Genomic DNA, 25,049 nt, shown 5'->3' with positions numbered 1-25,049 from the left:
GAATGTCAAAGATCTACCGACAAAAACAGCGGACAGCTATCCATCCCTGATCTTTCCAAATCAGGGCAAACAGCGTCCGTTCCAAATGTCTGTAACACCGTGCAGTTTCAATCTCTTGCGAGGCGTTCACCGCTGCGGTGTCGGTGCCTCTAAGGCCCTCACTCGAGTCGGTCAACCTGTTTCTGAGCAGATATGACATTTTAATTTCAACCATCTGTTTCACAATGATTTTATTGCAAAAAACACGTCAGCCAGGCCCATTCCCTCCGGCATACGCTTTCTTTACCGCCTCCCCCTAAGGTGCCCCTGATCGGAAACGCCGGCGCTGCGCGCCTGACCACATGAGGATTCGCTACGGAATGAGCCTGCCCGACGCCCCCCGGATCAGCGTCGCCATGAGCATCTACAATGGCGAGCGGTTTCTGGCCCCCGCCATCGAGAGCATTCTGGCCCAGACCTTTGACGATTTCGAACTGCTTGCGCTCGACGATGGCTCCACCGACGCCACGCCCGAGCTGCTGCGCGATTACGCCGCGCGCGACACCCGCGTACGCCCCATCATCCGCGAAAACCGGGGTCTCATCGCCAGCCTCAATCAAATGCTGCAAGAAGCCCGCGCGCCCATTATCGCCCGCATGGACGCCGATGACATCTGCCTGCCCGAACGCTTCGAGCGCCAATACGCCTTCCTCATGGCCAACCCCGCCTTTGCGGTTGTGGGCGCACAGGCCGACGATATGGATGAAGAGGGCAACCATACCCCCTGCTTCGGCCCGATGCACCCCACCACCTTCGAAGACTTCCTCGCCACCATCGACACCGGCGCGCATCTGATGTGCCATCCGGTCGCCATGTTCCGGCGTGATGTCGTGCTGGCTGTTGGCGGTTATCATGCGGCCTTCCGCCATTGCGAGGATCTCGACCTCTGGCTGCGCCTCGCCTCGGTCACCAAATTGTGCAGCCTGCCCGACAAGCTGATCCACTATCGCCATTACGCGGGGCAGGTCTCCAGCCGCCACGCCACCGAGCAGCAGACCGGCGCGGCCATCGCCCGCCTTGCCTATCACGAACGCCTCACCGGGCGCCCCGATCCCACCGAGCATCTCGACCGCCTCCCCCCCATTGACGGGCTCGACATGCTGTTCGGGCGCGAAGGCATTTCGCGACAGGTGCGCGAAAAGGTTGCCCTTGGGCTGCGCTATTCGAAGGCAGGCATGCGCGATTCAGGCTTTGACCTGCTGCTGCGCCATGTGACCGATGGCGGTAATCGCGATGGCCTGTGGCGCACGGTCGCGCGCCTCGTCCGCTTTGGCGAGCCTATGCGCGCCATGCGCCTTGCTGCTGCCCTCGCCACCACATGATCGCCACCCCGTGATCGCCGCCGCATGACAGCCCCCTCGCCCGCCGACGATGGCCGCGAACCGGCCACTATGAGCGTAGCCAACGCGGCCGTCTGGGCGATGGCCGGGCAATATCTGTCCTTTGCGATCCAGTTCCTCACTTCGGTCATCATCTCGCGCTTTTTCCTGACACCTCCCGAAGTCGGCCTGTTCTCCATCGCACTGGCCGCCGCCATGGTCGTCTCGGTGCTGCAGGATTTCGGCCTTACCCGCTATATCGCCGGCCTGCCCCGCATCGACGCAGAGGCGCAGGCGCGATGCAGTTCGGTCGCCCTCACCTTTTCCTTCGTCGTCGCCGGACTGATCGCCGCGCTGGCCCTGCCCATGGCCCATGCTTATCATCAGCCCGCGCTGGCCCCGATGCTGCTGATCATTGCGGGCTCTTATCTCTTTGTACCGCTGGCGGTGGTGCCGATGGCGCTGATGGCCCGCACGATGAGCTTCCGCTGCCACTTCAGCGTCAATGTCGGCGGCGCTCTGGCGCAGGGCATCGTCGCACTTATGCTGGCAGCGATGGGGTTTTCCGCCTTTGCTTTGGCCTGGGCCACGCTGGCCAATGGCGCGGCGCGCGGGATCATTGCGCAATGGATGCGTCCGGCCCTGCCATGGCCTTTGCGTTTCGACGGCGTCAAACCCATCGTCACCACTGGTTCGCGCCTCACCTTCCTTTATGGCTGGGGGGCTCTGGGCACGCGCACGCCCGACATGATTGTGGGCAAACTGCTCGGCCTGCTGGCGGTTGGCCTCTACAGCCGGGCGACCAGCCTATCTGATCAGTTCCGTATGCTGATGTCGGGCGCCATCGGCAGCGTGTTCTTCCCCGCTTTTGCCCGCATCCGTGATCGCGGTGATCCGCTGGGCCCGGCCTATGCGCGGGTGATCGCGGGCTATACGGCGATCATCTGGCCCGGTATGGCGGGACTGGCGCTGGCAGCCGCCCCGGTGGTGCGCCTCCTTTACGGCGCAAAGTGGATGGCGGTCGCTCCGCTGCTCTCGACCATTTCATTGACCGAGATCTTTCTGGTGATGCTGCCGATGCATACCGATCTGTCGGTCCTGATGGGGCGCACCAACCGGCTGATCGGGCTTTACATAGTCGATACCGCCGTCTCGCTCAGCCTGCTGGCCGCAGGATCATTGCTGTGGGGCACGCAGGGCGCAGCATTTTCACGGTTGATCTATGGTGCCTTCTGGGTGCTGCTCTATGGCCGATTCATCCATGGCATCGCGGGTTTCAATGTTCGCGCGGTGATGCTTATCTATGCCAAAAGCGCCATCGCCTGTCTTGCAGCATTGACCCCGCTTGGGATGACCTATCTGTTCTGGGCGGGGCCCTATGTGATTTCTACGGGCTTGCTTTTTGCCAATGTTGTGTTGGGCGGCTGCCTGTGGCTGGCCACGATGATAGGGCTGCACCACCCGGCGCTCGATGACCTGATCGGACTTGTTGCCCATTTGCCCGGTGGCCGAAAAATCCACCCTTTGCTGCGCACAATGGTGCGGGTCTGATCCCCTTCGCGCTGGCCAAGGCTGCAGCATAGGCGTATAACTCATACATTAGACGGCATAAGCCGCATATGCAGGAGAGAATGGCCATGGCTCTGACCGCCATCGCCCTGGCCCTTGCGCTGGCCAGCACCAGCGCCGAGGGTGCGGGTGCTATTGATTTGCCGGTTGCGCGTCCCGCATCGGGTCCCATCGAAACCATCGCCGCCAAATCCGACGATTATAACCGCATGACCGTGCCGGTCACGGTGCGCGAACATGGGCCGTTCCGCTTTATGGTCGATACCGGGGCGCAGCGGACCGTCCTTACGGACATGGTCGCGGCGCGACTGGGCGTGACCGGCACGGAGCAGGCGCAGGTGACCGGCGTTGCCGGAACCCGCGTGGTCAATGTGGTCAATGTCGACAAGCTCAAGCTGGGTCGCCGCAGTTGGGAGGGCAAGCAATTGCCCATACTGCTGGCCAATGATGTGGGCGCGGATGGAATCATCGGCCTCGACGGGCTTCAGGGCCAGCGTGTGATGATCGACTTTCGCCGTAACGAGGTGACGCTGATCGACCGGGTGAGCCGGGATCCCGCCGCCGATGGCTTCGAAATCGTCGTCGAGGCCAAGCGCCATAATGGCGAGCTGATCATGACCAATGCGGTCATTGATGGCGTCAAGGTCGACGTGGTGATCGACACCGGTTCCGATGTCAGCGTGGGCAACCGCGCCTTGCAAAAAGCGCTCGGCTCGCGGGTGCAGGGCCACACCGAATTGCAAAGCGTGACCGGCCAGAGCATCCAGGCCGAATATGGCACCGCGCGGCAATTTTCGATCGACGGGTTCAAGGTCACCGGCATGCCCATCGCCTATACGGACTCGCCCTCGTTTGCGCTGATGGGGCTGGATCGGCGTCCGGCGCTGCTGCTGGGCATGCCCACGCTGCGCCTGTTCGACCGGATCGCGATTGATTTCGTGGCCAAGCGGGTGATGTTCGACATGCCCACCGCCTCGATACCCAATTCTTGAATGAAGCGGCCATTGGCGTTTGGCCGCTTCCCCCCTACATAGGCGGGCGATGCCTCCTGAACATTCCGCCTCGCCCGCCCCTTCCGCCAAAACGCCGCGCCATGATGGCTGGCAAACCTTGCGACGGTTCCTGCCCTATCTGTGGCCCCATGACCGGCCCGATCTGCGGATGCGGATCGTGGCGGCGGTGGTCTTCATTCTGGCCTCCACCGCCACGCAGATGTCGCTGCCCTATTTCCTGAAATGGGCCATCGATGCGATGAACCTCACCGGGCCGCGGGTGATGACCGGGGCGATGCTCTTTGTCGTGGCCTATGCGGCGGGGCGCTTTGCGGGCGTGGCCTTCGATAATCTGCGCAACATCGTGTTCGAGCGCGTGGGGCAGGAAGCAACCCGCATTCTGGCCGAGAACGTGTTTTCGCGGCTGCATCAGCTCTCACTGCGCTTCCACCTTGCCCGCCGCACCGGCGAGGTCACCAAGACCATCGAGCGCGGCACCAAAAGCATCGACACGATGCTCTATTTCATGCTGTTCAACATCGCCCCCACGGTACTGCAACTGTTCATCGTCGCGGTGATCTTTCAGATCAACTTCGGCTGGGGCCTGGTGGCGGCAACGGCCTTCAGCATCGCGGCCTATATCTATGTCACGCGCAAGATCACCGAATGGCGCACGCATCTGCGCGAAAAGATGAACAAGCTGGACGGGCAGGCCCTGTCACGCGCGGTCGATTCGCTGCTCAATTACGAGACGGTCAAATATTTCGCCGCCGAAAAGCGCGAGGAGGCCCGCTATTCGGCCGCCACAAGCGCCTATGCCGATGCCGCCACGCGCAGCGAGAACAGCCTTGGCATGCTCAACATCGCGCAAGGGCTGGTGGTCAACCTGCTGATGGCCGGGGCCACGGCCTATACGGTCTGGGGCTGGAGCAAGGGGGAATATACTTCGGGCCAGCTCGTTTTCGTCCAGACCTACCTCACGCAACTGTTCCGCCCGCTCGACATGCTGGGCATGGTCTATCGCACGATCCGTCAGGGGTTGATCGACATGGCCGACATGTTCCGCCTGCTCGACACCGAGCAGGAGGTGCAGGACAAGCCAGGCGCACCCGCGCTGGTGGTGCGCCGCCCCTCAGTGGTGTTTGAGGATGTGGTGTTCGGCTATGACCGCGACCGCACGATCCTGCGCGGCCTGTCGTTTGAGGTCCCCGCCGGCCATCATGTCGCGCTGGTCGGGCCTTCGGGCGCGGGCAAGAGCACGATTGGCCGACTGCTCTTCCGCTTCTATGATCCATGGTCGGGCCGCATCCTGATCGACGGACAGGATATTGCCGAGGTGTCGCAAACCTCGCTGCGTGCGGCACTGGGCATCGTGCCGCAGGACTCGGTGCTGTTCAACGACACGATCGGCTATAATATCGGCTATGGCCACCCGACCGGCGAGGCTACCCCCGCCCAGATCGAGGCCGCCGCGCATGCCGCGGCCCTCTCGGGCCTGATCGAGCGCCTGCCCGCGCGTTTCGACACCGAGGTGGGCGAGCGCGGGCTGAAACTGTCGGGCGGCGAAAAGCAGCGCGTGGCGATTGCGCGCACGCTGGTCAAGAACCCGCCGATCCTCTTGCTCGACGAGGCCACCAGCGCGCTCGACACGCGGACCGAGCAGGACATTCTGGCCACGCTCCACGCCCTGTCGGAAAACCGCACCAGCCTGTCGATTGCCCACCGCCTGTCCACCATCGTGGATTCCGACAGCATTCTCGTGTTGCAAGACGGGCGGCTCGTCGAACAGGGCAACCATGCGCAATTGCTGCGGATGGATGGGCTCTATGCCGAAATGTGGGCTCGGCAGGCTAATGAGACGAGCGAAGCGGTCGCCAACGCCGCCGAATGAAGAAAGGGCCGGATCGACCGGCCCTTTTTTTTTCAGATAACAACCTCGTGCCAGACCACCGCCTGCCCCACCTTCACGCAGGCATTTTCCGCATCGAACGTCATCGTGGGCGCGCCATAGAGCCGCCACCCCTGCGTCAGGGCCTCGGACACGCGCTCGCAAAAGGCGCGGTCGTCCTTGCCGGTCAGCAGGCGGTAGATCGGGCGGTCATCGGGGGTTTGATAGGTTTTATCACTCATCGGGCCGGTTTCCTGAAATAGGGCGGCGCGTTCCCGCCGCCCCGTATCCTTAGAGAATGAACTTCGACAGATCGGTGTCGTGTGCGAGATTGTCCAGCCGTGCCTCGACATAGGCCTTGTCGATGGTGATCGTCTCCCCGCGCCGGTCCTCGGCCTCGAACGAAAGTTCCTCCAGCAACCGCTCCATCACCGTCTGCAAGCGGCGAGCACCGATGTTCTCGACATTCTCGTTCACCTGCGCGGCGGTGCGGGCAATGGCACGCACGGCCTCGGGGGTGAATTCAACGGTCACCTCCTCGGTGCCCAACAGGGCGCGATATTGCTCGACCAGATTGGCGCGCGTCTCGGCCAGAATGCGCACGAAATCCTCTTCCGACAGCGCCTTGAGCTCGACCCGGATCGGCAGGCGCCCCTGAAGCTCGGGCAGCATATCGCTGGGTTTGGCCACATGAAACGCGCCGCTGGCGATGAAGAGGACGTGGTCGGTCTTCATCGGACCATATTTGGTGGCAATCGTCGTGCCCTCGATCAACGGCAGCAGGTCGCGCTGTACGCCTTCGCGGCTGACCGAACCCCCGCGCACGTCCGATACGGCGATCTTGTCGATCTCATCGATGAAGACGATGCCATTGGCCTCGGCATTGGCCAGCGCCACGCGGGCCACATCGTCCTGATCCATCCGCTTTTCGGATTCTTCATCCACCAAACGGTCCCACGCATCGGCCACGCGCATCTTGCGGCGCTTCATCGGCTTGCCGCCCATCGCCTTGCCCAGCATGTCGGACAGGTTGATCATGCCGATACCGCCACCCATGCCGGGGATCTCCATCGGCGCGGAGGGCGAATCCTCGACCTCAACCTCGACCTCGACCTCATTCATCGCGCCTTCGTTCAAGCGCTGACGAAAACTCTCGCGGGTCGCCTCGCTGGCGCCATCGCCCACCAGAGCCTTGAGCAGCCGGTCCATCGCCGCCTTGCTGGCCGCCTCGCGCACAGCCTCGCGGCGGCGCGCCTTTTCCAGCCGGATCGCTTCCTCGGCCAGATCGCGCCCAATCTGCTCGACATCGCGGCCCACATAGCCGACCTCGGTGAACTTGGTGGCCTCCACCTTCACAAAGGGCGCATCGGCCAGCTTGGCCAGACGGCGGCTGATCTCGGTCTTGCCGCAACCCGTCGGCCCGATCATCAGGATGTTCTTGGGGCTCACCTCATCGCGCAAATCCGCCGAGAGGCGCTGGCGCCGCCAGCGGTTGCGCAAGGCCACCGCCACCGCGCGCTTGGCGTCCTGCTGGCCGATGATATGTTCATCAAGCGCGCGCACGATCGCCTTGGGGGTCAGATTGTCATTCATATGGGTCAACCAATGCTCTCGACCGTAACCCGGTCATTGGTGAAAACGCAGATCTCGGCGGCGACAGCCATCGCGCGACGGGCGATCCTTTCGGCATCCTCTTCATAATCGGACACCGCGCGCGCGGCGGCCAGCGCATAATTGCCGCCCGAACCGATAGCGGTAATCGTCCCGCTCTCAGTCGCCTCAGGCTCCAGCACATCGCCATTGCCGGTCAGGACCAGCAAGGTTTCGGCGTCCGCCACGATCATCAGGGCTTCGAGATTGCGCAGATATTTGTCGGTGCGCCAGTCCTTGGCCAGTTCCACCGCCGCGCGCAGCAATTGACCCCGGTGGGTTTCCAGCTTGCGCTCAAGACGCTCAAACAGGGTAAAGGCGTCCGCCGTGGCGCCCGCGAAACCGGCAATCACCTTGCCGCCTTCGCCAATACGGCGCACCTTGCGCGCGTTGGGCTTCATCACCGTGTTGCCCATCGACACCTGACCATCGCCCGCGATGACGGTCTTGCCGCCCTTCTTCACGCCGACGATGGTTGTGCCATGCCACTGGATCAGCCCGTGGCCGGCTTTGCTGTTATCCATGAAAGGCATATGGGGGCGGGCCGGCATTTGTCCAGACCGCCCTGATGCCAAAGATCAGCTGCCGTTGGGGCCGGGGCGACCGCCGCCCGTACCGCCCTGGCCGCCGCCCATGCCCGCCGCGCCCACGGTGCCGATATTGCCGAACAGATCTTCCAGGAAGGTCCGCTTGCGGCCCAGCGTCGGGGTCAGATCCTTGTCCGGGTTGAACCGGGCGACCTTTTCCATCCCCGCACGATCAACGCCCAGCACATTGCCCTTGGCATCGAAACGCACGCGCAGGATCGTCTGCGCCGTCGGCTGCGGACGGCGGAAGGCCAGCTGCTTGGTGTCGGTGGCGATATAATACCAGTCCTGATCGCCATACTGGCTCGACAGGGTGGGGCGGCCCAGCGTGCGCTCGACCGACATCTTGTTGTCCACGCCCGGCAGCACCGAATCGACCAGCGCCGTATCAACAAAGAACCCGCGATGGTCGCGCACCGTGGTGCAGCCGCCAAGGCCCATCGCCGCCAGCGCCAGAGGCGCCAAAACGCCGATCTTTGCCAGCTTGCCCGAAACTGCCCGCATCCCGCTACTGCTCCATCTATGGCCTGGCCTGCGCGGCGGGAATATTCCGCCAATCCACATTGCCAAAGCCTCAAGTCCATGCTTACCGAAAAACGCCTTACGGCTCCTTGGCGGCCTGCGCAACTCTCGTTGCTATGCGCGCGCTTGGGGTCGGGCGATTGAATAATGGCTGAACGATAAAAGGAGCGGCGGCCAAGCGCCATGACCAGTGCTGCACAACAAAAGCCCTCGCTGTTTTCGCGCCTGTTTGGCGGCAAGAGCGACGATTACGCCGCGGTGCGTCCGCTCTGGCACGCGCTTGTCGCGGCGGCCCGTTCGCGCGAATGGTATGCCCCCGGTGGCCGCCCCGGCATTGCCGACACGCTGGCGGGGCGATTCGATGCGATCACGCTGGTGCTTTCGCTGGCGTTGCTGCGCATGGAAGGCATCGAGGAATTGCGTCTGCCCAGTGTGCGGCTGACCGAATTGTTCGTGACCGACATGGACGGGCAATTGCGCGAATCGGGCGTGGGCGATCTGGTCGTGGGCAAACATATCGGGCGGCTGATGAGCGTGCTGGGCGGGCGTCTTGGCGCCTATCGCACGGCGCTGGCCGGAGAGGCCGATCTGGCCGCCGCGCTCGAACGCAATCTGACGCTGGCGCCCGGCGCCGATCTGGCCGCGCTGGCGCGGGGCGCGCGTGAACTGGCCGATCATCTGGCCGCGCTTGACGATGCCGCGCTTTTGGAAGGAAGGATCGCCCTATGAGCGACACACCCGAATTTTCCCGCATTCTCGACATCCGCCGTCTGGACGAGAAACCGGTCGAGCTGACCGCCACGGTCGAGGAATGCAAGGCGCTGGCCAAGCGCTTTCACCTCGTCTCGATCGGCCATCTGCGCGCGAGCGTCACCATTACCCGCGACGGAGCGATTATCCGCGCCAAGGGCACGCTGTCCTCGGATCTGGTGCAATCCTGCGCGATCTCGGCCGAGGATCTGCGACAAAAGATCCGCGAGAAGCTGGACCTGCGCTTTGTGCCTGAAAGCGGCGTCGAGGGCGGGCCGGATGAGGAAATCGAACTGAGCGAGGAGGATTGCGACGACATCCCCTATGAGGGCGAACGTTTCGATCTGGGCGAGGCGGTGGCGCAATCGCTGGCGCTGTCCATCGATCCCTTTGCCGAGGGGCCCGAGGCGGCCAAGGTGCGCGCGGCCGGCATTTTGGGGCAGGAGAACACCAGCCCCTTTGCGGCGCTGGAGGCTTTGAAGAAAAAATAAAAAGGGGGCCATCTGGCCCCCTTCGCTTTTGGCGCAACCTGAACGGCCCCGATCAGAACGGGATATCGTCGTCCAGATCTTCGCCATAACCGCCGCCCGAGGACGAGCCGCCGCCAAAGCCGCCACCCGAACCGCCAGAAGTGCGGCCCCAGTCGCTGCCGCCCGAAGAGCCGCCACCCGACGAACCACCGCTCGAGCGACCGCCGCCATAGGAAGAGCCGCCCGAGGACGCCCCGCCCGACGAACCGCCGCCCCAGTCGCCGCCCGAACGGCTGCCGCCGCCCATGCCGCCGCCGCCCTGACCGCCGCCCTGCGGACCGTCCAGCATGGTCAGCACACCGCCCACGCCCACACTGATCTCGGTGGTGTAACGGTCATTGCCGCTCTGGTCCTGCCACTTGCGGGTGCGCAGCGAGCCTTCGATGTAAACCTTCGAACCCTTGCGCAGAAAACGCTCGGCCACGCCTACCAGACCGTCCGATTGCAGCACAACGCTGTGCCATTCGGTGCGTTCCTTGCGCTCGCCGGTGTTCTTGTCCTTCCAGTTCTCGCTGGTGGCGATGCGCAGATTGGCGATGCGCCCGCCGTTCTGGAACGACTTCACCTCTGGATCGGCCCCCAGATTGCCGACCAGAATGACCTTGTTGACGCTGCCTGCCATGAAACCCTCTTAGCCTAGAACCCCAGCGCGATCGCGCTCCAATAGGTGATGCCCGCAAAGACATAGGCAAGCGCGAAGAGATAGGCCAGCATGAAGGCGGGCCATTTCCACCCATTTGTTTCACGCCGCGTCACGGCGATGGTGGAAATGCACTGCGGCGCAAAGACAAACCATGCCAGAAAGGCCAGCGCTGTCGGCAGGCTCCAGTGCTTTTTCAACTGATCGGAAAGCTGATGGGCGGTCGTATCCTCATCGCCCGCCGCCACGGCATAGGTGGTGGCAAGGGAAGAAACCGCCACCTCGCGCGCCATCATGGACGGAATCAGCGCCAGCGCGATATCGCGGTTGAACCCGATAGGTTTGAGCGCCACGGCCAGCCCATTGGCGATATGCCCGGCGAACGAGGCATCGACCTGATCCTGCCCCTTTTGTGCCTGAGGGAAGTTGAGCAGCAGCCACAGCACGATGTTCACCTGAAGGATGATCGTGCCCGCGCGGCGCAAAAAGATCCAACCGCGCTGAAACAGGCCCAGCCCCAGATCGCGCAGGCGCGGGAGCTGATATTTGGGCATTTCCATGATGAAACCGCTGGCCGCGCCCTTCGTCACGGAACGGCGCAGGATCAGCGCCACCACCATCGCCCCCACGATGCCGAACACATAGAGGCCGAACAGCACCAGCCCTTGCAGCCCCACCAAGCCCACCGGGCGATTGGGAATAAAGGCCGCGATAATCACCGCATAGACCGGCAGCCGCGCCGAACAGGTCATCAGCGGCGCGATCAGGATCGTGGTCAGCCGGTCCTTGGGATCGGTGATGCTGCGCGTCGCCATAATGCCGGGCACCGCGCAGGCAAAGGAGGAAAGCAGCGGAATAAAGCTGCGCCCCGACAGGCCCACGCCCGCCATCATCCGGTCCATCAAAAAGGCCGCGCGGGCCATATAACCGGTGGCTTCGAGAACGAGGATGAAGAAGAACAGGATGATGATCTGGGGCAGAAACACCACCACCGCGCCCACGCCCGCCAGCACGCCATCGGTGATGAAATCACGCAGCAAGCCGGGCGCCATCTCAGCCTTGACCCCATCGGAGATCAGACCGACGAGGCCTTCAAGCCCATCCTGCAAAGGCGCGGCCCAGGCGAACACCGCCTGAAACACCACGAACAGCAGGCCCAGCAGAAACACCGGCCCCAGCCACGGATGCAGCAGGAAATCGTCCATCCGCGAATGCAGGCGATGCTTGGCGCTTTCCGAAATGATGACGCCATCGGCAATGGCATGGGCCTCCATCCGCCGCTCGGCCATATCGAGGCGCGCACGCGGATGGGGAGCCTCGCCGGAATGGCCCTCGGCCTGCGCAATCGCCTCGCCCAATTCGGCAAGGCCGCGCCGCCGCACCGCCACAGTCGGGATCACCGGCACGCCCAGCGCATTCGACAGCGCATGCGGATCAAGCACCAGCCCGTCACGTTCGGCCAGATCGATCATGTTGAGCGCGACCACCGTGGGCTTGCCCAGCGCGATGACTTCCTGCGCGAACACCAGATGCTGTTCCAGATTGCTGGCGTCCAACACGATCACCAGCACATCGGGCGCAGGCTCGCCCGCCAGTTCGCCAAGGATCACCTTGCGGGTGACTTCCTCGTCGGGGCTGGTGGTCTGCAAACCATAAGAACCGGGCAGGTCGGTCAATTCGATCGGCGCGCCATTGGGCAGGATCATCCGCCCCGCGCGCTTTTCAACCGTGACGCCGGGATAATTGGCAATCTTCTGCCGCGCGCCGGTCAAGGCGTTGAACAGGGCGCTCTTACCCGCATTGGGGTTTCCGACCAGCGCGGCCTTGTGCCACCGGCTCATTGCCCGTTCTCCAGCAACATCACCTGCATCGCGCGGGCATGGGCGCGGCGCAGCGCCACCGTCATGCGGCCAACGCGCAGCGCCAGCGGATCGGCCCCGCCAAACACGCCGCGATGCGACACTGACAATTTCGATCCGACATCCACCCCTAACGCCCGCAGGCGCAAGGCTTCTTCCTCGACAAGGGCGGCCCAGTCGACCGCCACAATCCGGGCCGTTTGCCCCACGGGCAGCTTGTCGAGCGTCATCACTTTATCCGGCAGCGCGTTCATGCTTCTGCGCTGCCAGACTTCAGAGCAAATTGCAACTCACTCGCAATAACCATGAGCTTTTTATGGCGGCACGGGCAAGAGGCCCGGTGCCATGGGAAATCGCGGAGGCGATTTCCCAAACAGACCTTACGCCGGATAGCGCAAACGGCCCAGCAGGCGCACCGGGCTGAAATGCATCCCGTCGCGGCGCAGCAACTGGCCCTTGATCTTCTCAAAGCGCATCACCCCTTCGATGCGGCGGTCGAGAAAGGCCAGCGTGTCCGCCTTGCCCTCGCTCTCATCATTGGCGAAAACCGCCAATGTCGCCGCATAGATGCCTGCCAGCGTGGCACGCTTGGTGTAATGATTGAAATCAACCGCCCGGTCGCCCGCCAGACGCCACATGGCATCCGCGCTCTGCCATCCCAGCCGCGCCGCCGCCGCCAGATTGCGCGGCCGCGCCATGATCGCCTGAGCGCGGCGCAGGCTTTCCTCCGCCCCGCCCAAGGCCGAGAGGCGGAAACGCACCAGCCGCGAAATCCGCTCACGAATCGGCAATTTGGCCAGCTCGGCCGCAGGCAGCGCCTCGACCATCGCCAGATCAATCGAGGCGATCCACGCCGAGATCATCGCCATCGCGCCCTCATTAAAGGCATAAAGCGCGACATCGGCGGACACGCCCTTTTCCGCCGCCGCGGCGCGCACCGCCTCCTCGCCCCAGCCGTCGAACACCGCCGCCCGCGCCACACCGGGCGCCAGCGCCACGCGCAATTCGTCGAGCGAGAGATTATCGGCCTGCATCATCATGCGCTCCTGCGTCAGAACGAAGGCCCATAGGTGCGGGCCTTGTTGTCAGTCTTCTTGGCGTTGGTGTTGATCTCTTCGATCAGATTGTCGTTGCGCTCCAGCTTGGCGTAATCACGCGCGGTGCGGCCCGAACTGTCGGCACGGTCGGGGCTGGCGCCAGCCTTGAGCAACACGCGCATCATCGCGATGTCGCGGCGATGCACGGCCGAAATCAGCGGAGTCTCGCCGGTCGAATTGGGTTCATCCACCCGCGCCCCGCCCGCAATCAGCAATTCCATACCTTCGACAAAGCCGAGGTTGGCCGCCACCACCAGCGGGGTCTGGCCCTTGGCGTCGCGGATGTTCGCATCGGCGCCCTTGCCCAGCAGAAAGCTGATCCATGTGGTATCGCGGCGCGCGGTCACGATATGCAGCGCGGTTTCGCCGGTGGAAACATCGCGCGTATTGATGATGGTCGTGCCCGGTTCGGCCAGAGCGTCGGTGACCTCCTGCCCTTCCTTCTTCTTCACGCTTTCGAGGAACTTGTAGCTTTTCGAAAACTGGGCCTGCGCCGGGCCGGGCAAAGCAACGCCCATCGCCAGCGCCGCAAACAGCGCCACACGCAGCCTGCGCCGATATGTGCCAGAGATCACTTCACTTCCTCCATAGCCGAATGCGCCGCCCTTAAACCCTCATGGGCGCATCATCGCACCTTGCGCAAGGGCCTTTAGCAGAGCATGAACAGCCGCGCCATGATCAAGCCCATTCGTACCTCACTTGCCGCCCTGATCGCGGGCGCGCTGTTGCTCTCGGGTTGCAAATCCGCGCCGTCTCCTTCCGATCCGCCGCTGGCGGGCGCCGCCATCGGCGGGCCGTTCACGCTGGTGAACAAGGATGGCAAGACAGTGCAGTGGTCCGATTTCAAGGGCTTCTACCGGATCGTCTATTTCGGCTACACCTTCTGCCCCGATGCCTGCCCCACCGATGTGGCGGTGGCGATGCGCGGGCTGGACGCCTTTGCCAAGACCCATCCCAAAGAGGCCGATCGCATCCGCCCGATCTTCATTTCCATCGACCCGGCGCGCGACACACCCAAGGTCGTGGGCGAATTTGCCGCCGCCTTCTCGCCGCGCCTGATCGGCCTGACCGGCTCGGCGGCACAGGTGGATCAGGCCGCCAAAACCTTTGCCGCCTATTATGCGCGCGGCAAGGAAACCTCGGGCGGATATCTGATGGACCACAGCCGGATCGCCTATCTGATGGGGCCGGATGGTCAGCCGATCTCGATGCTGCCGGTGGATAAAGGCCCGCAGGCCGTGGCGGAGGACCTGTCAACATGGGTGAAATGAGAGACCGCTTCTGGGAACTCCCGCTCCACCGCCTGAGCAAGGCGGAATGGGAGGCGCTGTGCGACGGCTGCGGTCAGTGCTGTCTACACAAGGTCGAGGACGAGGACAGCGGCGAGATCTTCATGACCAATGTGGCCTGCAAGCTGCTCGACCTGCGCACGGGCCAGTGCAGCGATTACAAGAACCGACGCGCCCATGTGCCCGATTGCATCCGACTGACGCCCAAGAGCGTGCGGCAGTTGGGCTGGCTGCCCGAAACCTGCGCCTATCGTCGGCGGGGCGAGGGTCGGCCCTTGCCCGAATGGCATTACCTGCTGACCGGCGACCGGCAGAGCGTCCATGCGGCAGGCGCCAGCGTGGCGGGCCGCGCCATCAGCGAGACGGTGGCGGGGCCTCTGCACCATCACATCATCTGGCCCGAGGGCATGGAGCCGATGGAGATCATTGAGGAAGAAGAATAATGCTCGACTGGCTGCGGCGCAGTCAGAAAGAGGAGGAAAGCCCCTCAATCGAGCTGAACGGTGCGCGCGTGCCGATCACGATCCGCCGCCTGCCGCAATCGCGCCGCATGACCATGCGCCTTGCCCCCGACGGCAGCGAGGTGCGGATCGCCATCCCCAAATGGGCCCGCACGCAGGATGCGCTTGATTTCGCCAATTTGCGCGCCGACTGGCTGGCCGCGCAACTGGCGCGCCATACGCCCAAGGTGGAGCTGGCGCCGGGCGGGGTGATCCTGTTCGCCGGGGTGCCGCACCGGATCGCCCACAGCCCCGGATCGACCCGCCGCGTGGTGTGCGAAGGGGGCGTGATCCATATGGGCGGCGCGCTGGATTCGCTTGCCCCCCGCCTCACCCGCTGGATGCAGGCGCAGGCGCGCGAGCATTTTACGCAGGATCTGGCCTTTTATTGCGCCCGCGCCGGGGTGCCCGTGCCCCCGCTGGCGCTCTCGGGCGCGCAGGCGCGCTGGGGCAGCTGTTCGGCGCGGGGCAGCGTGCGACTCAACTGGCGTCTGATGATGGCCCCCGATTCGGTGCGCCGCGCCGTGGTTGCCCATGAGGTCACGCATCTGGTCCATTTCAACCATTCGCCCGCCTTCCACGCCCTGCTTGCCCAATTGTTTGAAGGCAGTATCGAGGAAACCAACCGCTGGCTCAAACGCCATGGGCGCTCGCTCTATACGCCGCTTGGCTGATCCGGGCGCATAGTGCTGGCGTAAGGCGCGATTCATCCCTATTTGCGTGGCGTGATGGTTTTCAAACGCAAGAATTCGATGTGGTCCGATGTGTCGCCCACGGGCGCAGTGTCCGATTTCGTCTCGGTGTGGCGCTCGTCGGGGCGGCATCGGTGGCGCTTTGTGCTGGCCGCTTTCGTGGCCAGCGGCTCTGTTCTCTCGTTGATTATCCGCGAAGAGCATCGCGCGCCGCCGCGCCTGCCCTCGATCACCTATATCAACAGTTGGCGCGCGGACCGCAGCGACGAGGAAATCAAGGCCAGCAACTTGGCTTTTCAGAAGATCAAAGAAGACCGCGCGCGCGAACAGGCCGAGGCCGAGGAAGAGACCAAAAAGCTCTACCGCACACTGGGCCGGATTTCGGGCATGGACGTCGACAAGATCGAGCGTGACGCCGCAGCGCAACGCGCCGCAGAGGCCAAGGCCGCCGCTGCCGAGGCCGAACACGCCAAGGCCGTGCAGGCCGCCGCCGCGAAATAATGGCTGACGTCGTGGGCGACAGGGCCGATCTGCGCTGGCTGGACGCCGCCGCGAGGATTTCCACGCGGGCGCGGCCCTTGTCCCGGCCCAATCCGGGCGTGGGGGCAATTGTGGTGCGCGATGGCGTGGTCGTGTCGCGCGGCTGGACGCAAAGCAGCGGGCGGCCCCATGCCGAAGCCGTGGCGCTAAGCGGCGTCGATGCGCGCGGGGCAACGATGTATGTGACGCTCGAACCCTGCGCCCATGTTTCGGCGCGCGGCCCGGCCTGCGCGGATCTGGTGGCAGCATCGGGGCTGGCGCGGGTGGTGATCGGCTGCGGCGATCCCGATCCGCGCACAGCAGGCGCAGGCATCGCCCGGATTCGCGGTGCAGGCATTGCGGTGGAGCAGGTCGATTGCCCCGCCTCACGCGCCTCGCTGGCAGGCTATCTGACCCAGCGGGTCAAGGGGCGCCCGCATGTGACGCTCAAGCTGGCAATGTCGCTCGACGGCTGCATCGCGCGGGCCGATGGCGAAAGCCAGTGGATCACGGGCCCCGAAGCACGCGCCCATACCCATGCCATGCGAGCACAATCAGACGCGATTCTGGTGGGCGGCGGAACGTTACGGGCGGACAATCCGCGCCTCGACGTGCGTCTGCCAGGCCTGGAGGTGCAAAGCCCGCGCAGGTTGGTGCTAACGCATGGCGCGGTGCCGGATGGGTGGGATGCCCTGCCCTCTCCGCAAGCGATCCATGGGTTGCGCGATGACCTCTACCTTTTTGTCGAGGGCGGCGCGGGGGCGGCATCGGCCTTCCTGCGCGCCGGGCTGGTGGACCGCCTGCTGCTCTATCGCGCGCCCATCCTGATCGGCGGGGGCAGGCAGGGCATTGGCGATTACGGCCTTTCGGCTCTGGCGCAGGCCCATGACCGCTGGCACAAGACCGATCAACGCCAGCTTGGCAAGGACACGCTGGAAATCTATGAGGCAACCCCATGTTTACCGGCATTGTCACCGCTTTAGGCACCATCACGCAGGCCACGGGCACGCAGCACGTCCACGCCCGCATCGCCGCCCCTTTTGACCCCGAAGGCATCGCCATCGGCGCCTCCATCGCCTGCTCGGGCGTCTGCCTGACGGTGGTGGACAAGGGCGGTGTGGCGGGCGATTCGTGGTTCGCCGTCGACATCTCGGGCGAAACCACCAGCCGCACCGTGGCGGGGCGCTGGGTTGAAGGCACCACGCTCAATCTCGAACCGGCGCTCAAGCTGGGCGATGAACTGGGCGGGCATATCGTGACCGGCCATGTCGATGGCGTGGGATCGGTGGTCAGCATCAGCACGGTGGGCGATTCGATCCGCGTGATCATCGCCGCGCCCGCAGACCTTGCGCCCTATATCGCGGAAAAAGGCTCGATCACCGTCGATGGCATCTCGTTGACGGTCAATGACATCGCCGATCAGGTCGATGGCACCTGCCACTTTGCGCTCAACATCATCCCCCATACCGCCAAGGTCACAACTGCGGGGCAGTGGGTCGAGGGCGCGTCGGTCAATCTGGAGATTGATGTTTTGGCGCGGTATCTGAAGCGTATGCAGGCGTTGAAGGGGTGATTATGCGAGGGTCTAGACCCTCGCGCTCCCGTTACTTTCTTTGTTGCGCATAGGGCTCGGCGTTTTGTGTCGGACGCAGCGTTGGAAAAATTAAAGCCTGCGGCGCCATTTCCCTGCGCCGCAGGCTTTTATGCAAACCAAAAGAGCGCCCCGTTCGGAACGAGGCGCTCTTTCAATATCGGGATTGCAAAGGGACCAAGTCCCTTTGCCCGCCGGAGGCAAAAAGCCCCAAATTAAGCCGTAACGTCCGCCACCGCCGCGATGAACTTGTCGATGTTGCCCATCGTCAGGCCCGCAACGTTGATACGGCCCGAACCGGCCATATAGACGCCGTGCTTTTCGCGCATGGCCAGCACCTGATCGCCATTGAGCGGAACGATCGAGAACAGGCCGTTCTGCGTGCCGAAGGGCGCGAAATCGACCGAACCCTGAACGCCTGCGCCGCCCAGCTTGGCGCGCACTTCGTTCATGCGCGCGCGCATAACGTCCAGCTCGTTGAGCCAGCTCTTGGTCAGGCCTGCGTCCGAGAGGATCAGACGAACCACCGCGCCGCCATGGTCAGGCGGCATCGACCAAGCCGCGCGGGCCAGCGTGGCGCCATTCGACAGCACGATGTTCACCGCGTCGGCATTCTGGGCCAGCACATAGAGCGCGCCCACGCGATCACGGTAATAGCCGAAGTTCTTGTCGCAGCTATAGGCGATCAGCGCTTCGGGCACTTCGGCCAGAACGCGGCGGATGCCATAGGCGTCTTCTTCCATGCCCTGACCCAGACCCTGATAGGCAAGGTCGAGGATCGGCAGGATGCCCTTGGCCTTGATCAGGCCTGCGATTTCGTCCCATTCGGCGTTGGTGTAATCAATGCCGGTCGGGTTGTGGCAGCAGCCGTGCAGCATGATGGCATCGGTAGCTTCGGCTCCGGCAATCGCTTCGCGCAGGGAATCCATGTCGGCAACGCCAGCCTTGGTGGCGTGGTTGAAGCCCTTGATTTCGACGCCGACATCGGCGGCGATCTGGGCATGGTTGGGCCAGCTGGGCGTGCCCATCAGAATGCGGGTAACGCCCGCCTTCTTGGCCAGGGCCACGGCCAGACGCACCGCGCCCGTACCGCCCGGAGCCTGCATCCCATCGATGCGGCCATCCATGGTCGGGTTTGCGGCGCCAAACACATAGGGCATCAGCGCATGGACAAACCCCATGTCGCCTTCGGGACCCAGATAGGCTTTGGAATCCTGCGTATCGAGCAGCAGCTTTTCAGCCGCCTTCACCGATTCGAACACAGGCGTGGCGCCCGTATCGGTGCGATAGACACCCACGCCGAGGTCAATCTTGTCCTCGCGGGGGTCCGCATTGTGGAGCTTGATCAGCGCCAGAAGCGCGTCGGCGGGCTGTTGCTTGAGGTTGTTGAGCATAGTGGCCGCGCCTTTACCCCCACGCGCCGGTGGGGGCAAGGGCGTATCGCCACGAATCGGCGCTTAGAGCGGGTTCCAGTTCTGCTTTTTCGAGAACTTCATATAGCCGCCATTGATGCCCAGCCGCAGCCCGACCCCCATGCGCACCGGAATCAGCACTACATCGCCGCGCCGCAGATAGGAAACATTGAAGCCTCCCACCATATAAGCCTGCCCCTCGCCCGCGCCAAAGCGGTGATAGAGGTCTTCGGTGTTGTAAAGATTATAGACCAGCACGAAAGTGTTGGCGGCATTGGCCCCGGCGTCAAAGCCGATTGAGGGGCCCGCCCAGTAAGCCGGACGCTGGCCCTCGATCTTGTGATAGAGCGTGCCCGAACCATAGCGCAGACCAAGGGCAAAGGCCCCGCCCGCCTCGCGCCCGACGATATAGCCGTTCGGCTCACCCTGCTTTTTCAGAATATCCTGAATGATCTGGGCCAGCCCCTTGGCGCCCTTGCCGAACACGCCCTCGGCTGCGCCGATCAGGTCGTCCTGATGATAGGTCCGCCCATCGGCTGGCGGTGCGGGCGTTGCGGCCGGCGCGACAGGCTGAGGCGCGGCGGGCGCGGCCGGAGCATAGGTTGCGCCGCCCGCCGGCGGCGCATAGGCGGGCGCGGGCGCTGCCGGGGCATCGGGCCGGACCAGATCGGAATCGATCGGCGGGTTGCTCTGCGCATGGGCTACCGGCGTCAGAATCATCATGCTCAACGCCACCAGAGCGCCCATCCTTGCGCCATGGCCAGCCATACGGTTCGGCTTCATCGCTTCATTCCTCTCATCGCGGCAGGCCCAGTCTATCGCCCGCCGGCCTTGTGGACAATCCGGCCTTCCCTTGCGCAAGTCGGCAGGCGGCAGGCCGAGTCGGATATGCGGCAAAACGTGGCCGGGCCTGCATTGCTGGAGGCTGAAGCGATTTTGCGCCAGCGGTAAATGAACGGCGTGCGCGCTGTTTCCCCAGCGAATAAAAAGAAATCATTCTACCCCCTTGCCGGTTCGAAATACCCCCGCTATAGGCCGCCTTCGCCGCTGCGATCCGGAGACGTGGGTGAGTGGCTGAAACCAGCGGTTTGCTAAACCGTCGAGCCCTTAAGGGGGCTCCCCGGGTTCGAATCCCGGCGTCTCCGCCATCACTCGCCCGACAATCGGGCGCCGGAATTCCGGCCTTGGTGGCGCCTTTGCATGATAGTTGAATTCTCGATCCGGCACGTTTCTGCGCGCCTGCGTCGCCCTGTCCACATCGCGCATCGCGCATCGCGCATCGGAAAGTTGATCGCCCGCTGCGTCAAATGGATCAGGCTCGGTCAAAATCAACCGATATACATCATCATAGAACAACAAATCGGGGAGGATGGATCGCGTCCTGCAATGGTCGTTTACGGCCCGTAAAGTCGTGCATCCAAATCGCATGAAGCGATCCGTTCAAAACCCCGAAATAAAAATGACGATATTTCGGGAGGTATTGTATCGTGAACAAGAATATCACCACCATGCGCCGCATCTTCATGGCCGGAGCCGCCGTGGGGCTCGCCATTCCAGCCCTTTTCTGCGCCCAACAGGCCAATGCTCAACAGGCAGAAAAGGGCTTGGGCGAAATCGTGGTCACTGCGCAAAAGCGCGAGGAAAAGGCCCAGAACGTCCCGATCGCGCTGACAGCTCTGGGCACGGCCGAGCTGAAAGCCACGGGCATCACCGATACGCAAAGCCTGCGCGCGGCGGTACCTGCGCTGAATGTCACCGTGGCGGCGGGCGGCTATGCCCTGCCCCGCATTCGCGGCATCGGCGCCACGGGTCAGGGGCCGGGGATCGAAAACCCGGTCGCGGTCTATGTCGATGGCGTCTATTACGGGGCGTCTTTCGGCGTGCTGCAATCCCTGTTCGACGCCAAGCAGGTGACGGTCCTCAAAGGCCCGCAAGGCACGCTGTTTGGCCGCAACGCCACCGGCGGCCTGATCCAGATCACCACCCAAGGCCCCAGCAAGACATGGACCGGCAAGGCCGAGCTGAGCTATGGCAATTACGAGACGATGAACGGCGCGGCCTATCTCTCGGGGCCGATCACCGAAAAGCTGGCCTTCTCGGTTTCCGGCCAATATGAAAACCGCGACAAGGGCTGGGGCAAGAATCTGTTCACCGGCAAGGACATCAACAGCGGCGAACAATATGTGATGCGCGGCAAGCTGCAATGGCAGCCCGGCGCCGACACCAACATTCTGGCCTCGATCGACAGCAACGGCCGCAACAGTTCGGAACCTGCTTTCCGCAATTTCACGCTCAACACGCTGGGCCAGAATGTGACGGGCCAGATTATCGCGCTGGGCGGCAATCCGAACACCGATATTTATGCCGACGTCGATCCGGTGCTGCGCACCCGCCAGAGCGGCGGCGGCCTGACCATCGAACAGGGCCTTGGCGGGGTAAAGGTCAAGAGCGTGACCGCCTATCGCAAATCGACCATCCGCGGCTATTTCGACCCCGACGGCACCACCCAGCCCCAGTTGCGCATCGACAACAACCAGTATGACCGCCAGTTCACGCAGGAAGTGAACCTGATGTCGAATGGCGGGGGCAAGCTGCAATGGGTGTTGGGCGGCTTCTATATGTGGAATTCGGCCGGGACCGAGCCGGGCCGCACCACCGGCACCCGCGTGTTTGGCGGCAATGGCTATACCGACAATATCAACAATGTCCGCCTGACTTCGCTCTCCGGCTTTGCCGAGGGCACCTATGCCTTCGATCCCAACACCCATCTGGTGGCGGGCCTGCGCTATACTCATGACCAGCGCACCCTGACCGCGCAGGTCAATTCCTATAATGGCGCAACCGGCACCACCACCATCGGCGCGCCCGTCAGCGATGCGCATACGTTCAACAAGGCGACGTGGCGCCTCTCGGTCGATCACCGCTTCTCGCCCGAAGTCATGGTCTATGCCAGCTACAACCGCGGCTTCCGCTCGGGCACCTATATCGCGCAGGCCTTTACCGCAGGGTCGGCCCCGCTGCTCAACCCCGAAGAGGTCGATGCCTATGAAATCGGCGCCAAGACCGACCTGTTCGACCGCCGGGTGCGCCTGAATGTCGCAGGCTTCTATTATGACGAGAAGAACATTCAGGTGATGCAGGTCATCTCCGGGGTTCAGAATGTCTATAATGCCAAGGGCGCCCGCATCTATGGTCTGGACGCCGATATCAACTGGCGCGTAACCGACCACCTGCGCCTGTTTGGCGGGGTCAACCTGACGCATGCCCGCTATACCAGCTTTACCGATGCCGTCCTTTCGACCCCCTATCCGGTGGCATCGGGCTTCAACATCGCCAACCTGACCTATGTGAACAGCAAGACCGGCGCGACCATGGCCAACACCGCCTGCCTTGGCACATTCGGTTCGCCCGCCGCGCAATTGGGCGGCAATTGCCTCTATTACGGCGACGCCTCGGGCCACAAATTGCAGAATACCCCCGACATCACCTTCAGCCTTGGCGGTTCGTATGAACTGAGTAAGTTCACGCTGGCGGGCAATGTTTATTACAATGGCGGCTATGTCGGCTCGCCCGACGAGCGCGTGACGCAGGCGCATTATACGCTGGTCGACGGTTCGCTGACCTATCGGCCCAACGATCGGGTCTATGCGCGCCTGTGGGGCCGCAATCTGGGCAATGCCTTCTATCGCACCCAGATCGGCGCCTCGAACAGCGGCGACAACGGCACCTATGGCGCCCCGCGCACCTATGGCGTCACGCTGGGCTTTGAATATTGATGATGCGACAGGCCGGGCTCACCCCCGGCCTGTTTCCCTTTATGGCACCAGCACGGTGTCGAGCGGCGGCTCGACCGTCTTGGGATAATCCAGCGTATAGTGCAACCCCCGGCTTTCATGACGCTTGAGCGCTGAACGCACGATCAGATCCGCGCTCTGCAACAGATTGCGCAATTCGATCAGATCGGTGGTCACGCGGAAGTGGCCGTAATAATCATCCACCTCGTCAAACAGCAGCTTGATGCGATGGGCTGCGCGTTCCAGCCTTTTGGTGCTGCGCACGATGCCCACGTAATTCCACATGAAGCGGCGGATCTCGGTCCAGTTCTGCTTGATGATGACTTCTTCGTCCGAATCCGAAACCCGGCTTTCATCCCACGCACGGATCGGAGGGGGCGCATCGAATTCGTCCCAGCGCGCCAGAATATCGGCGGCCGAAGCATCGCCGAACACAAGACATTCCAGCAGCGAATTGGAAGCAAGGCGATTGGCGCCATGCAGTCCGCTTTCCGCGCATTCCCCGGCGGCATAGAGGCCGGGCAGATCGGTATGCCCATCCAGATCGGTGACGACCCCGCCGCAGGTGTAATGCTGGGCGGGCACGACAGGAATCGGCTCCTTCGTCATGTCGATGCCCAGCGAGAGCAGCTTCTCATGGATATTGGGGAAATGCTCGCGCACGAAATCGGCGGGCTTGTGGCTGATGTCCAGATGGACGAAATCGAGCCCGTATTTCTTGATCTCGCTGTCGATGGCGCGGGCCACGACATCGCGCGGGGCCAGTTCGAGGCGGTCGTCATAATCGGGCATAAACCGCTTGCCCGTGCGCGGGTTGATCAGGCGTCCGCCCTCGCCGCGCACCGCCTCGGTGATGAGGAAGTTCTTGACCTCAAGGTTGTAGAGGCAGGTAGGGTGGAACTGCATCATCTCCATGTTCGACACACGCGCGCCCGCGCGCCATGCCATGGCGATGCCGTCGCCCGTGGCCCCGCGCGGCGCGGTGGAGAACTGATAGACACGCCCCGCGCCACCAGTGGCCAGAATGGTGGCGCGCCCGACATGAGCCTCGACCTTGCCGCTGGCCTCATCCAGCGCATAGACGCCCCACACCCGGCCCGAACCGGAATAGCGCATCTCGTGCCGCCCGGTGATGAGATCAATGCAGCTCTGCCCCGGCAGCAGCGTGATATTGGGATGGGCCTCTGCGGCGCGGATCAGCGCCTCCTGCACCGCCCAGCCGGTGGCGTCGGCCACATGGGCGATGCGACGATGCGAATGGCCGCCCTCGCGATGCAGATGCAGATGATCGCCCTCGGTGTTGAACGGTACCCCCAGATCGGCCAGACGCCCGATCGCCAACGGCGCACGCTCGACCACATATTCGACCGTATCGAGCCGGTTCAGCCCCGCGCCCGCCACCATCGTGTCGCGGATATGATCCTCAAACGTATCGCCCGCATCCAGCACGGCGGCGATCCCGCCCTGCGCCCATGCGGTTGATCCCCCCGTCAGCGTGCCCTTGGCCAGCACCAGCACCTTCAACCGCTGAGCCAGAGAGAGGGCGGCGGTCAAACCGGCAGCGCCCGAACCGATCACGATCACATCAGCATTCATAAGCCATTCCAAACTGGGCCGCTGCTTCATGGGCAGGCGGCACGCGATTCGCGGCCTCGCTTTGCGCCCAAAGGGCCGATTTGGAAAGCAGGCAACGCAACGAAACCGTCATTTTCGCCCAAGAGGGGCGGATATGGTTAAACACATAAGAAAAAAGAGAAAGTAATTGCAAAATGGGTCAAGCAATTGCTTTTCCCCCGTCAGATTTAGGTAT

Annotated in this window: 26 protein-coding genes and 1 tRNA gene; 15 read left to right on the top strand and 12 right to left on the bottom strand. The window is 63.4% G+C overall.

Annotated features, from left to right (window positions below; all coding sequences use genetic code 11):
* From FHW96_RS25940 to FHW96_RS04635, 5 genes are all read left to right on the top strand, one after another.
* Positions 1 to 196: hypothetical protein (locus FHW96_RS25940; RefSeq protein ID WP_216650778.1), on the top strand; the 196-nt coding region annotated here is incomplete at its 5' end.
* A 163-nt stretch (positions 197 to 359) separates the two neighbouring features.
* On the top strand, positions 360 to 1,361 hold the full coding sequence (locus tag FHW96_RS04650; protein WP_253950742.1) for a glycosyltransferase: 1,002 nt from the start codon (positions 360 to 362) through the stop codon (positions 1,359 to 1,361).
* 24 nt (positions 1,362 to 1,385) lie between these two features.
* On the top strand, positions 1,386 to 2,909 hold the full coding sequence (locus FHW96_RS04645) for an oligosaccharide flippase family protein (protein ID WP_253950741.1): 1,524 nt from the start codon (positions 1,386 to 1,388) through the stop codon (positions 2,907 to 2,909).
* Between the two features lie 86 nt (positions 2,910 to 2,995).
* Positions 2,996 to 3,919: a retroviral-like aspartic protease family protein gene (locus tag FHW96_RS04640; RefSeq protein ID WP_172339393.1), complete on the top strand. Its 924-nt coding sequence runs from the start codon at positions 2,996 to 2,998 to the stop codon at positions 3,917 to 3,919.
* 49 nt (positions 3,920 to 3,968) lie between these two features.
* Positions 3,969 to 5,810, top strand: coding sequence for an ABC transporter ATP-binding protein/permease (locus FHW96_RS04635; protein ID WP_172339392.1), 1,842 nt, complete (start codon positions 3,969 to 3,971; stop codon positions 5,808 to 5,810).
* 32 nt (positions 5,811 to 5,842) lie between these two features.
* Here the strand turns inward: FHW96_RS04635 and FHW96_RS04630 are convergent, their stop codons facing one another.
* The 4 genes from FHW96_RS04630 to FHW96_RS04615 are packed head-to-tail and all read right to left on the bottom strand — an operon-like array spanning position 5,843 to position 8,548.
* Positions 5,843 to 6,049, bottom strand: a complete 207-nt coding sequence (locus tag FHW96_RS04630; protein WP_172339391.1) for a DUF1737 domain-containing protein — start codon at positions 6,047 to 6,049, stop codon at positions 5,843 to 5,845.
* A gap of 49 nt (positions 6,050 to 6,098) precedes the next feature.
* Complete coding sequence (gene hslU / locus FHW96_RS04625; RefSeq protein ID WP_172339638.1) at positions 6,099 to 7,400, bottom strand: ATP-dependent protease ATPase subunit HslU; 1,302 nt, start codon at positions 7,398 to 7,400, stop codon at positions 6,099 to 6,101.
* A gap of 5 nt (positions 7,401 to 7,405) precedes the next feature.
* Complete coding sequence (gene hslV, locus FHW96_RS04620) at positions 7,406 to 7,981, bottom strand: ATP-dependent protease subunit HslV (RefSeq protein ID WP_305849680.1); 576 nt, start codon at positions 7,979 to 7,981, stop codon at positions 7,406 to 7,408.
* Between the two features lie 54 nt (positions 7,982 to 8,035).
* A complete protein-coding gene (locus tag FHW96_RS04615) occupies positions 8,036 to 8,548 on the bottom strand; it encodes an outer membrane protein assembly factor BamE (RefSeq protein WP_172339390.1) in 513 nt (170 codons plus the stop codon).
* 201 nt (positions 8,549 to 8,749) lie between these two features.
* Here FHW96_RS04615 and FHW96_RS04610 point away from each other — a divergent pair, with 201 nt between their 5' ends.
* Together FHW96_RS04610 and FHW96_RS04605 are read left to right on the top strand one after the other, a co-directional pair.
* Positions 8,750 to 9,295 carry a ubiquinol-cytochrome C chaperone family protein gene (locus FHW96_RS04610; RefSeq protein WP_172339389.1) on the top strand — a complete coding sequence of 182 codons (546 nt, stop codon included), beginning with the start codon at positions 8,750 to 8,752 and terminating at the stop codon, positions 9,293 to 9,295.
* Positions 9,292 to 9,807 (top strand): DUF177 domain-containing protein, encoded by a 516-nt coding sequence (locus FHW96_RS04605; protein ID WP_172339388.1) that lies wholly within the window; start codon positions 9,292 to 9,294, stop codon positions 9,805 to 9,807. Before FHW96_RS04610 ends, FHW96_RS04605 begins: the two co-directional genes overlap by 4 nt.
* A gap of 52 nt (positions 9,808 to 9,859) precedes the next feature.
* Here FHW96_RS04605 and ssb read toward each other — a convergent pair whose 3' ends face one another.
* From ssb to FHW96_RS04580, 5 genes are all read right to left on the bottom strand, one after another.
* Complete coding sequence (ssb, locus tag FHW96_RS04600) at positions 9,860 to 10,468, bottom strand: single-stranded DNA-binding protein (RefSeq protein ID WP_172339387.1); 609 nt, start codon at positions 10,466 to 10,468, stop codon at positions 9,860 to 9,862.
* A gap of 14 nt (positions 10,469 to 10,482) precedes the next feature.
* A complete protein-coding gene (locus tag FHW96_RS04595; RefSeq protein ID WP_172339386.1) occupies positions 10,483 to 12,327 on the bottom strand; it encodes a ferrous iron transporter B in 1,845 nt (614 codons plus the stop codon).
* The gene (locus FHW96_RS04590; protein ID WP_172339636.1) at positions 12,324 to 12,575 is read right to left on the bottom strand and encodes a FeoA family protein; all 252 of its coding nucleotides are present in this window, start codon (positions 12,573 to 12,575) and stop codon (positions 12,324 to 12,326) included. Before FHW96_RS04590 ends, FHW96_RS04595 begins: the two co-directional genes overlap by 4 nt.
* A 150-nt stretch (positions 12,576 to 12,725) precedes the next feature.
* Positions 12,726 to 13,385: a COQ9 family protein gene (locus tag FHW96_RS04585; protein WP_253950740.1), complete on the bottom strand. Its 660-nt coding sequence runs from the start codon at positions 13,383 to 13,385 to the stop codon at positions 12,726 to 12,728.
* 11 nt (positions 13,386 to 13,396) lie between these two features.
* Entirely contained in the window at positions 13,397 to 14,017 is a 621-nt protein-coding gene (locus tag FHW96_RS04580; protein WP_371815629.1) for an ankyrin repeat domain-containing protein, read from the bottom strand.
* A gap of 84 nt (positions 14,018 to 14,101) precedes the next feature.
* On the opposite strand from FHW96_RS04580, the gene FHW96_RS04575 reads away from it, so the two are divergent.
* From FHW96_RS04575 to FHW96_RS04550, 6 genes are read left to right on the top strand one after another with little or no spacing between them, the layout of a single operon-like run.
* Positions 14,102 to 14,713: an SCO family protein gene (locus tag FHW96_RS04575; RefSeq protein WP_172339385.1), complete on the top strand. Its 612-nt coding sequence runs from the start codon at positions 14,102 to 14,104 to the stop codon at positions 14,711 to 14,713.
* Positions 14,701 to 15,174 carry a YcgN family cysteine cluster protein gene (locus FHW96_RS04570; RefSeq protein ID WP_172339384.1) on the top strand — a complete coding sequence of 158 codons (474 nt, stop codon included), beginning with the start codon at positions 14,701 to 14,703 and terminating at the stop codon, positions 15,172 to 15,174. Before FHW96_RS04575 ends, FHW96_RS04570 begins: the two co-directional genes overlap by 13 nt.
* The gene (locus FHW96_RS04565) at positions 15,174 to 15,905 is read left to right on the top strand and encodes a M48 family metallopeptidase (RefSeq protein WP_172339383.1); all 732 of its coding nucleotides are present in this window, start codon (positions 15,174 to 15,176) and stop codon (positions 15,903 to 15,905) included. Before FHW96_RS04570 ends, FHW96_RS04565 begins: the two co-directional genes overlap by 1 nt.
* Positions 15,906 to 15,956: 51 nt before the next feature.
* Positions 15,957 to 16,424, top strand: a complete 468-nt coding sequence (locus tag FHW96_RS04560) for a hypothetical protein (RefSeq protein ID WP_172339382.1) — start codon at positions 15,957 to 15,959, stop codon at positions 16,422 to 16,424.
* Positions 16,424 to 17,425 (top strand): bifunctional diaminohydroxyphosphoribosylaminopyrimidine deaminase/5-amino-6-(5-phosphoribosylamino)uracil reductase RibD, encoded by a 1,002-nt coding sequence (gene ribD / locus FHW96_RS04555; protein ID WP_172339381.1) that lies wholly within the window; start codon positions 16,424 to 16,426, stop codon positions 17,423 to 17,425. Before FHW96_RS04560 ends, ribD begins: the two co-directional genes overlap by 1 nt.
* A complete protein-coding gene (locus FHW96_RS04550) occupies positions 17,398 to 18,015 on the top strand; it encodes a riboflavin synthase (protein WP_172339380.1) in 618 nt (205 codons plus the stop codon). The genes ribD and FHW96_RS04550 overlap by 28 nt, the downstream gene beginning before the upstream one ends.
* Before the next feature lie 233 nt (positions 18,016 to 18,248).
* On the opposite strand, the gene FHW96_RS04545 is transcribed toward FHW96_RS04550, so the two are convergent.
* Positions 18,249 to 19,427 carry an aromatic amino acid transaminase gene (locus tag FHW96_RS04545; protein WP_172339379.1) on the bottom strand — a complete coding sequence of 393 codons (1,179 nt, stop codon included), beginning with the start codon at positions 19,425 to 19,427 and terminating at the stop codon, positions 18,249 to 18,251.
* A gap of 63 nt (positions 19,428 to 19,490) precedes the next feature.
* Positions 19,491 to 20,228: a DUF1134 domain-containing protein gene (locus FHW96_RS04540; RefSeq protein WP_253950739.1), complete on the bottom strand. Its 738-nt coding sequence runs from the start codon at positions 20,226 to 20,228 to the stop codon at positions 19,491 to 19,493.
* 273 nt (positions 20,229 to 20,501) lie between these two features.
* Here FHW96_RS04540 and FHW96_RS04535 point away from each other — a divergent pair.
* Positions 20,502 to 20,593 (top strand) — tRNA-Ser (locus FHW96_RS04535).
* A gap of 339 nt (positions 20,594 to 20,932) precedes the next feature.
* Complete coding sequence (locus tag FHW96_RS04530; RefSeq protein ID WP_172339378.1) at positions 20,933 to 23,221, top strand: TonB-dependent receptor domain-containing protein; 2,289 nt, start codon at positions 20,933 to 20,935, stop codon at positions 23,219 to 23,221.
* Positions 23,222 to 23,260: 39 nt separating this feature from the next.
* On the opposite strand, the gene nadB is transcribed toward FHW96_RS04530, so the two are convergent.
* On the bottom strand, positions 23,261 to 24,835 hold the full coding sequence (nadB, locus tag FHW96_RS04525) for an L-aspartate oxidase (protein WP_172339377.1): 1,575 nt from the start codon (positions 24,833 to 24,835) through the stop codon (positions 23,261 to 23,263).
* Between the last annotated feature and the right edge of the window lie 214 nt (positions 24,836 to 25,049).

It is taken from the genome of Novosphingobium sp. SG751A (genome assembly GCF_013149295.1).
Taxonomy (GTDB): Bacteria; Pseudomonadota; Alphaproteobacteria; order Sphingomonadales; family Sphingomonadaceae; genus Novosphingobium.
The sequence above is the reverse complement of the archived record's forward strand: the minus strand, read 5'-3'. Positions and strand labels throughout refer to the sequence as shown.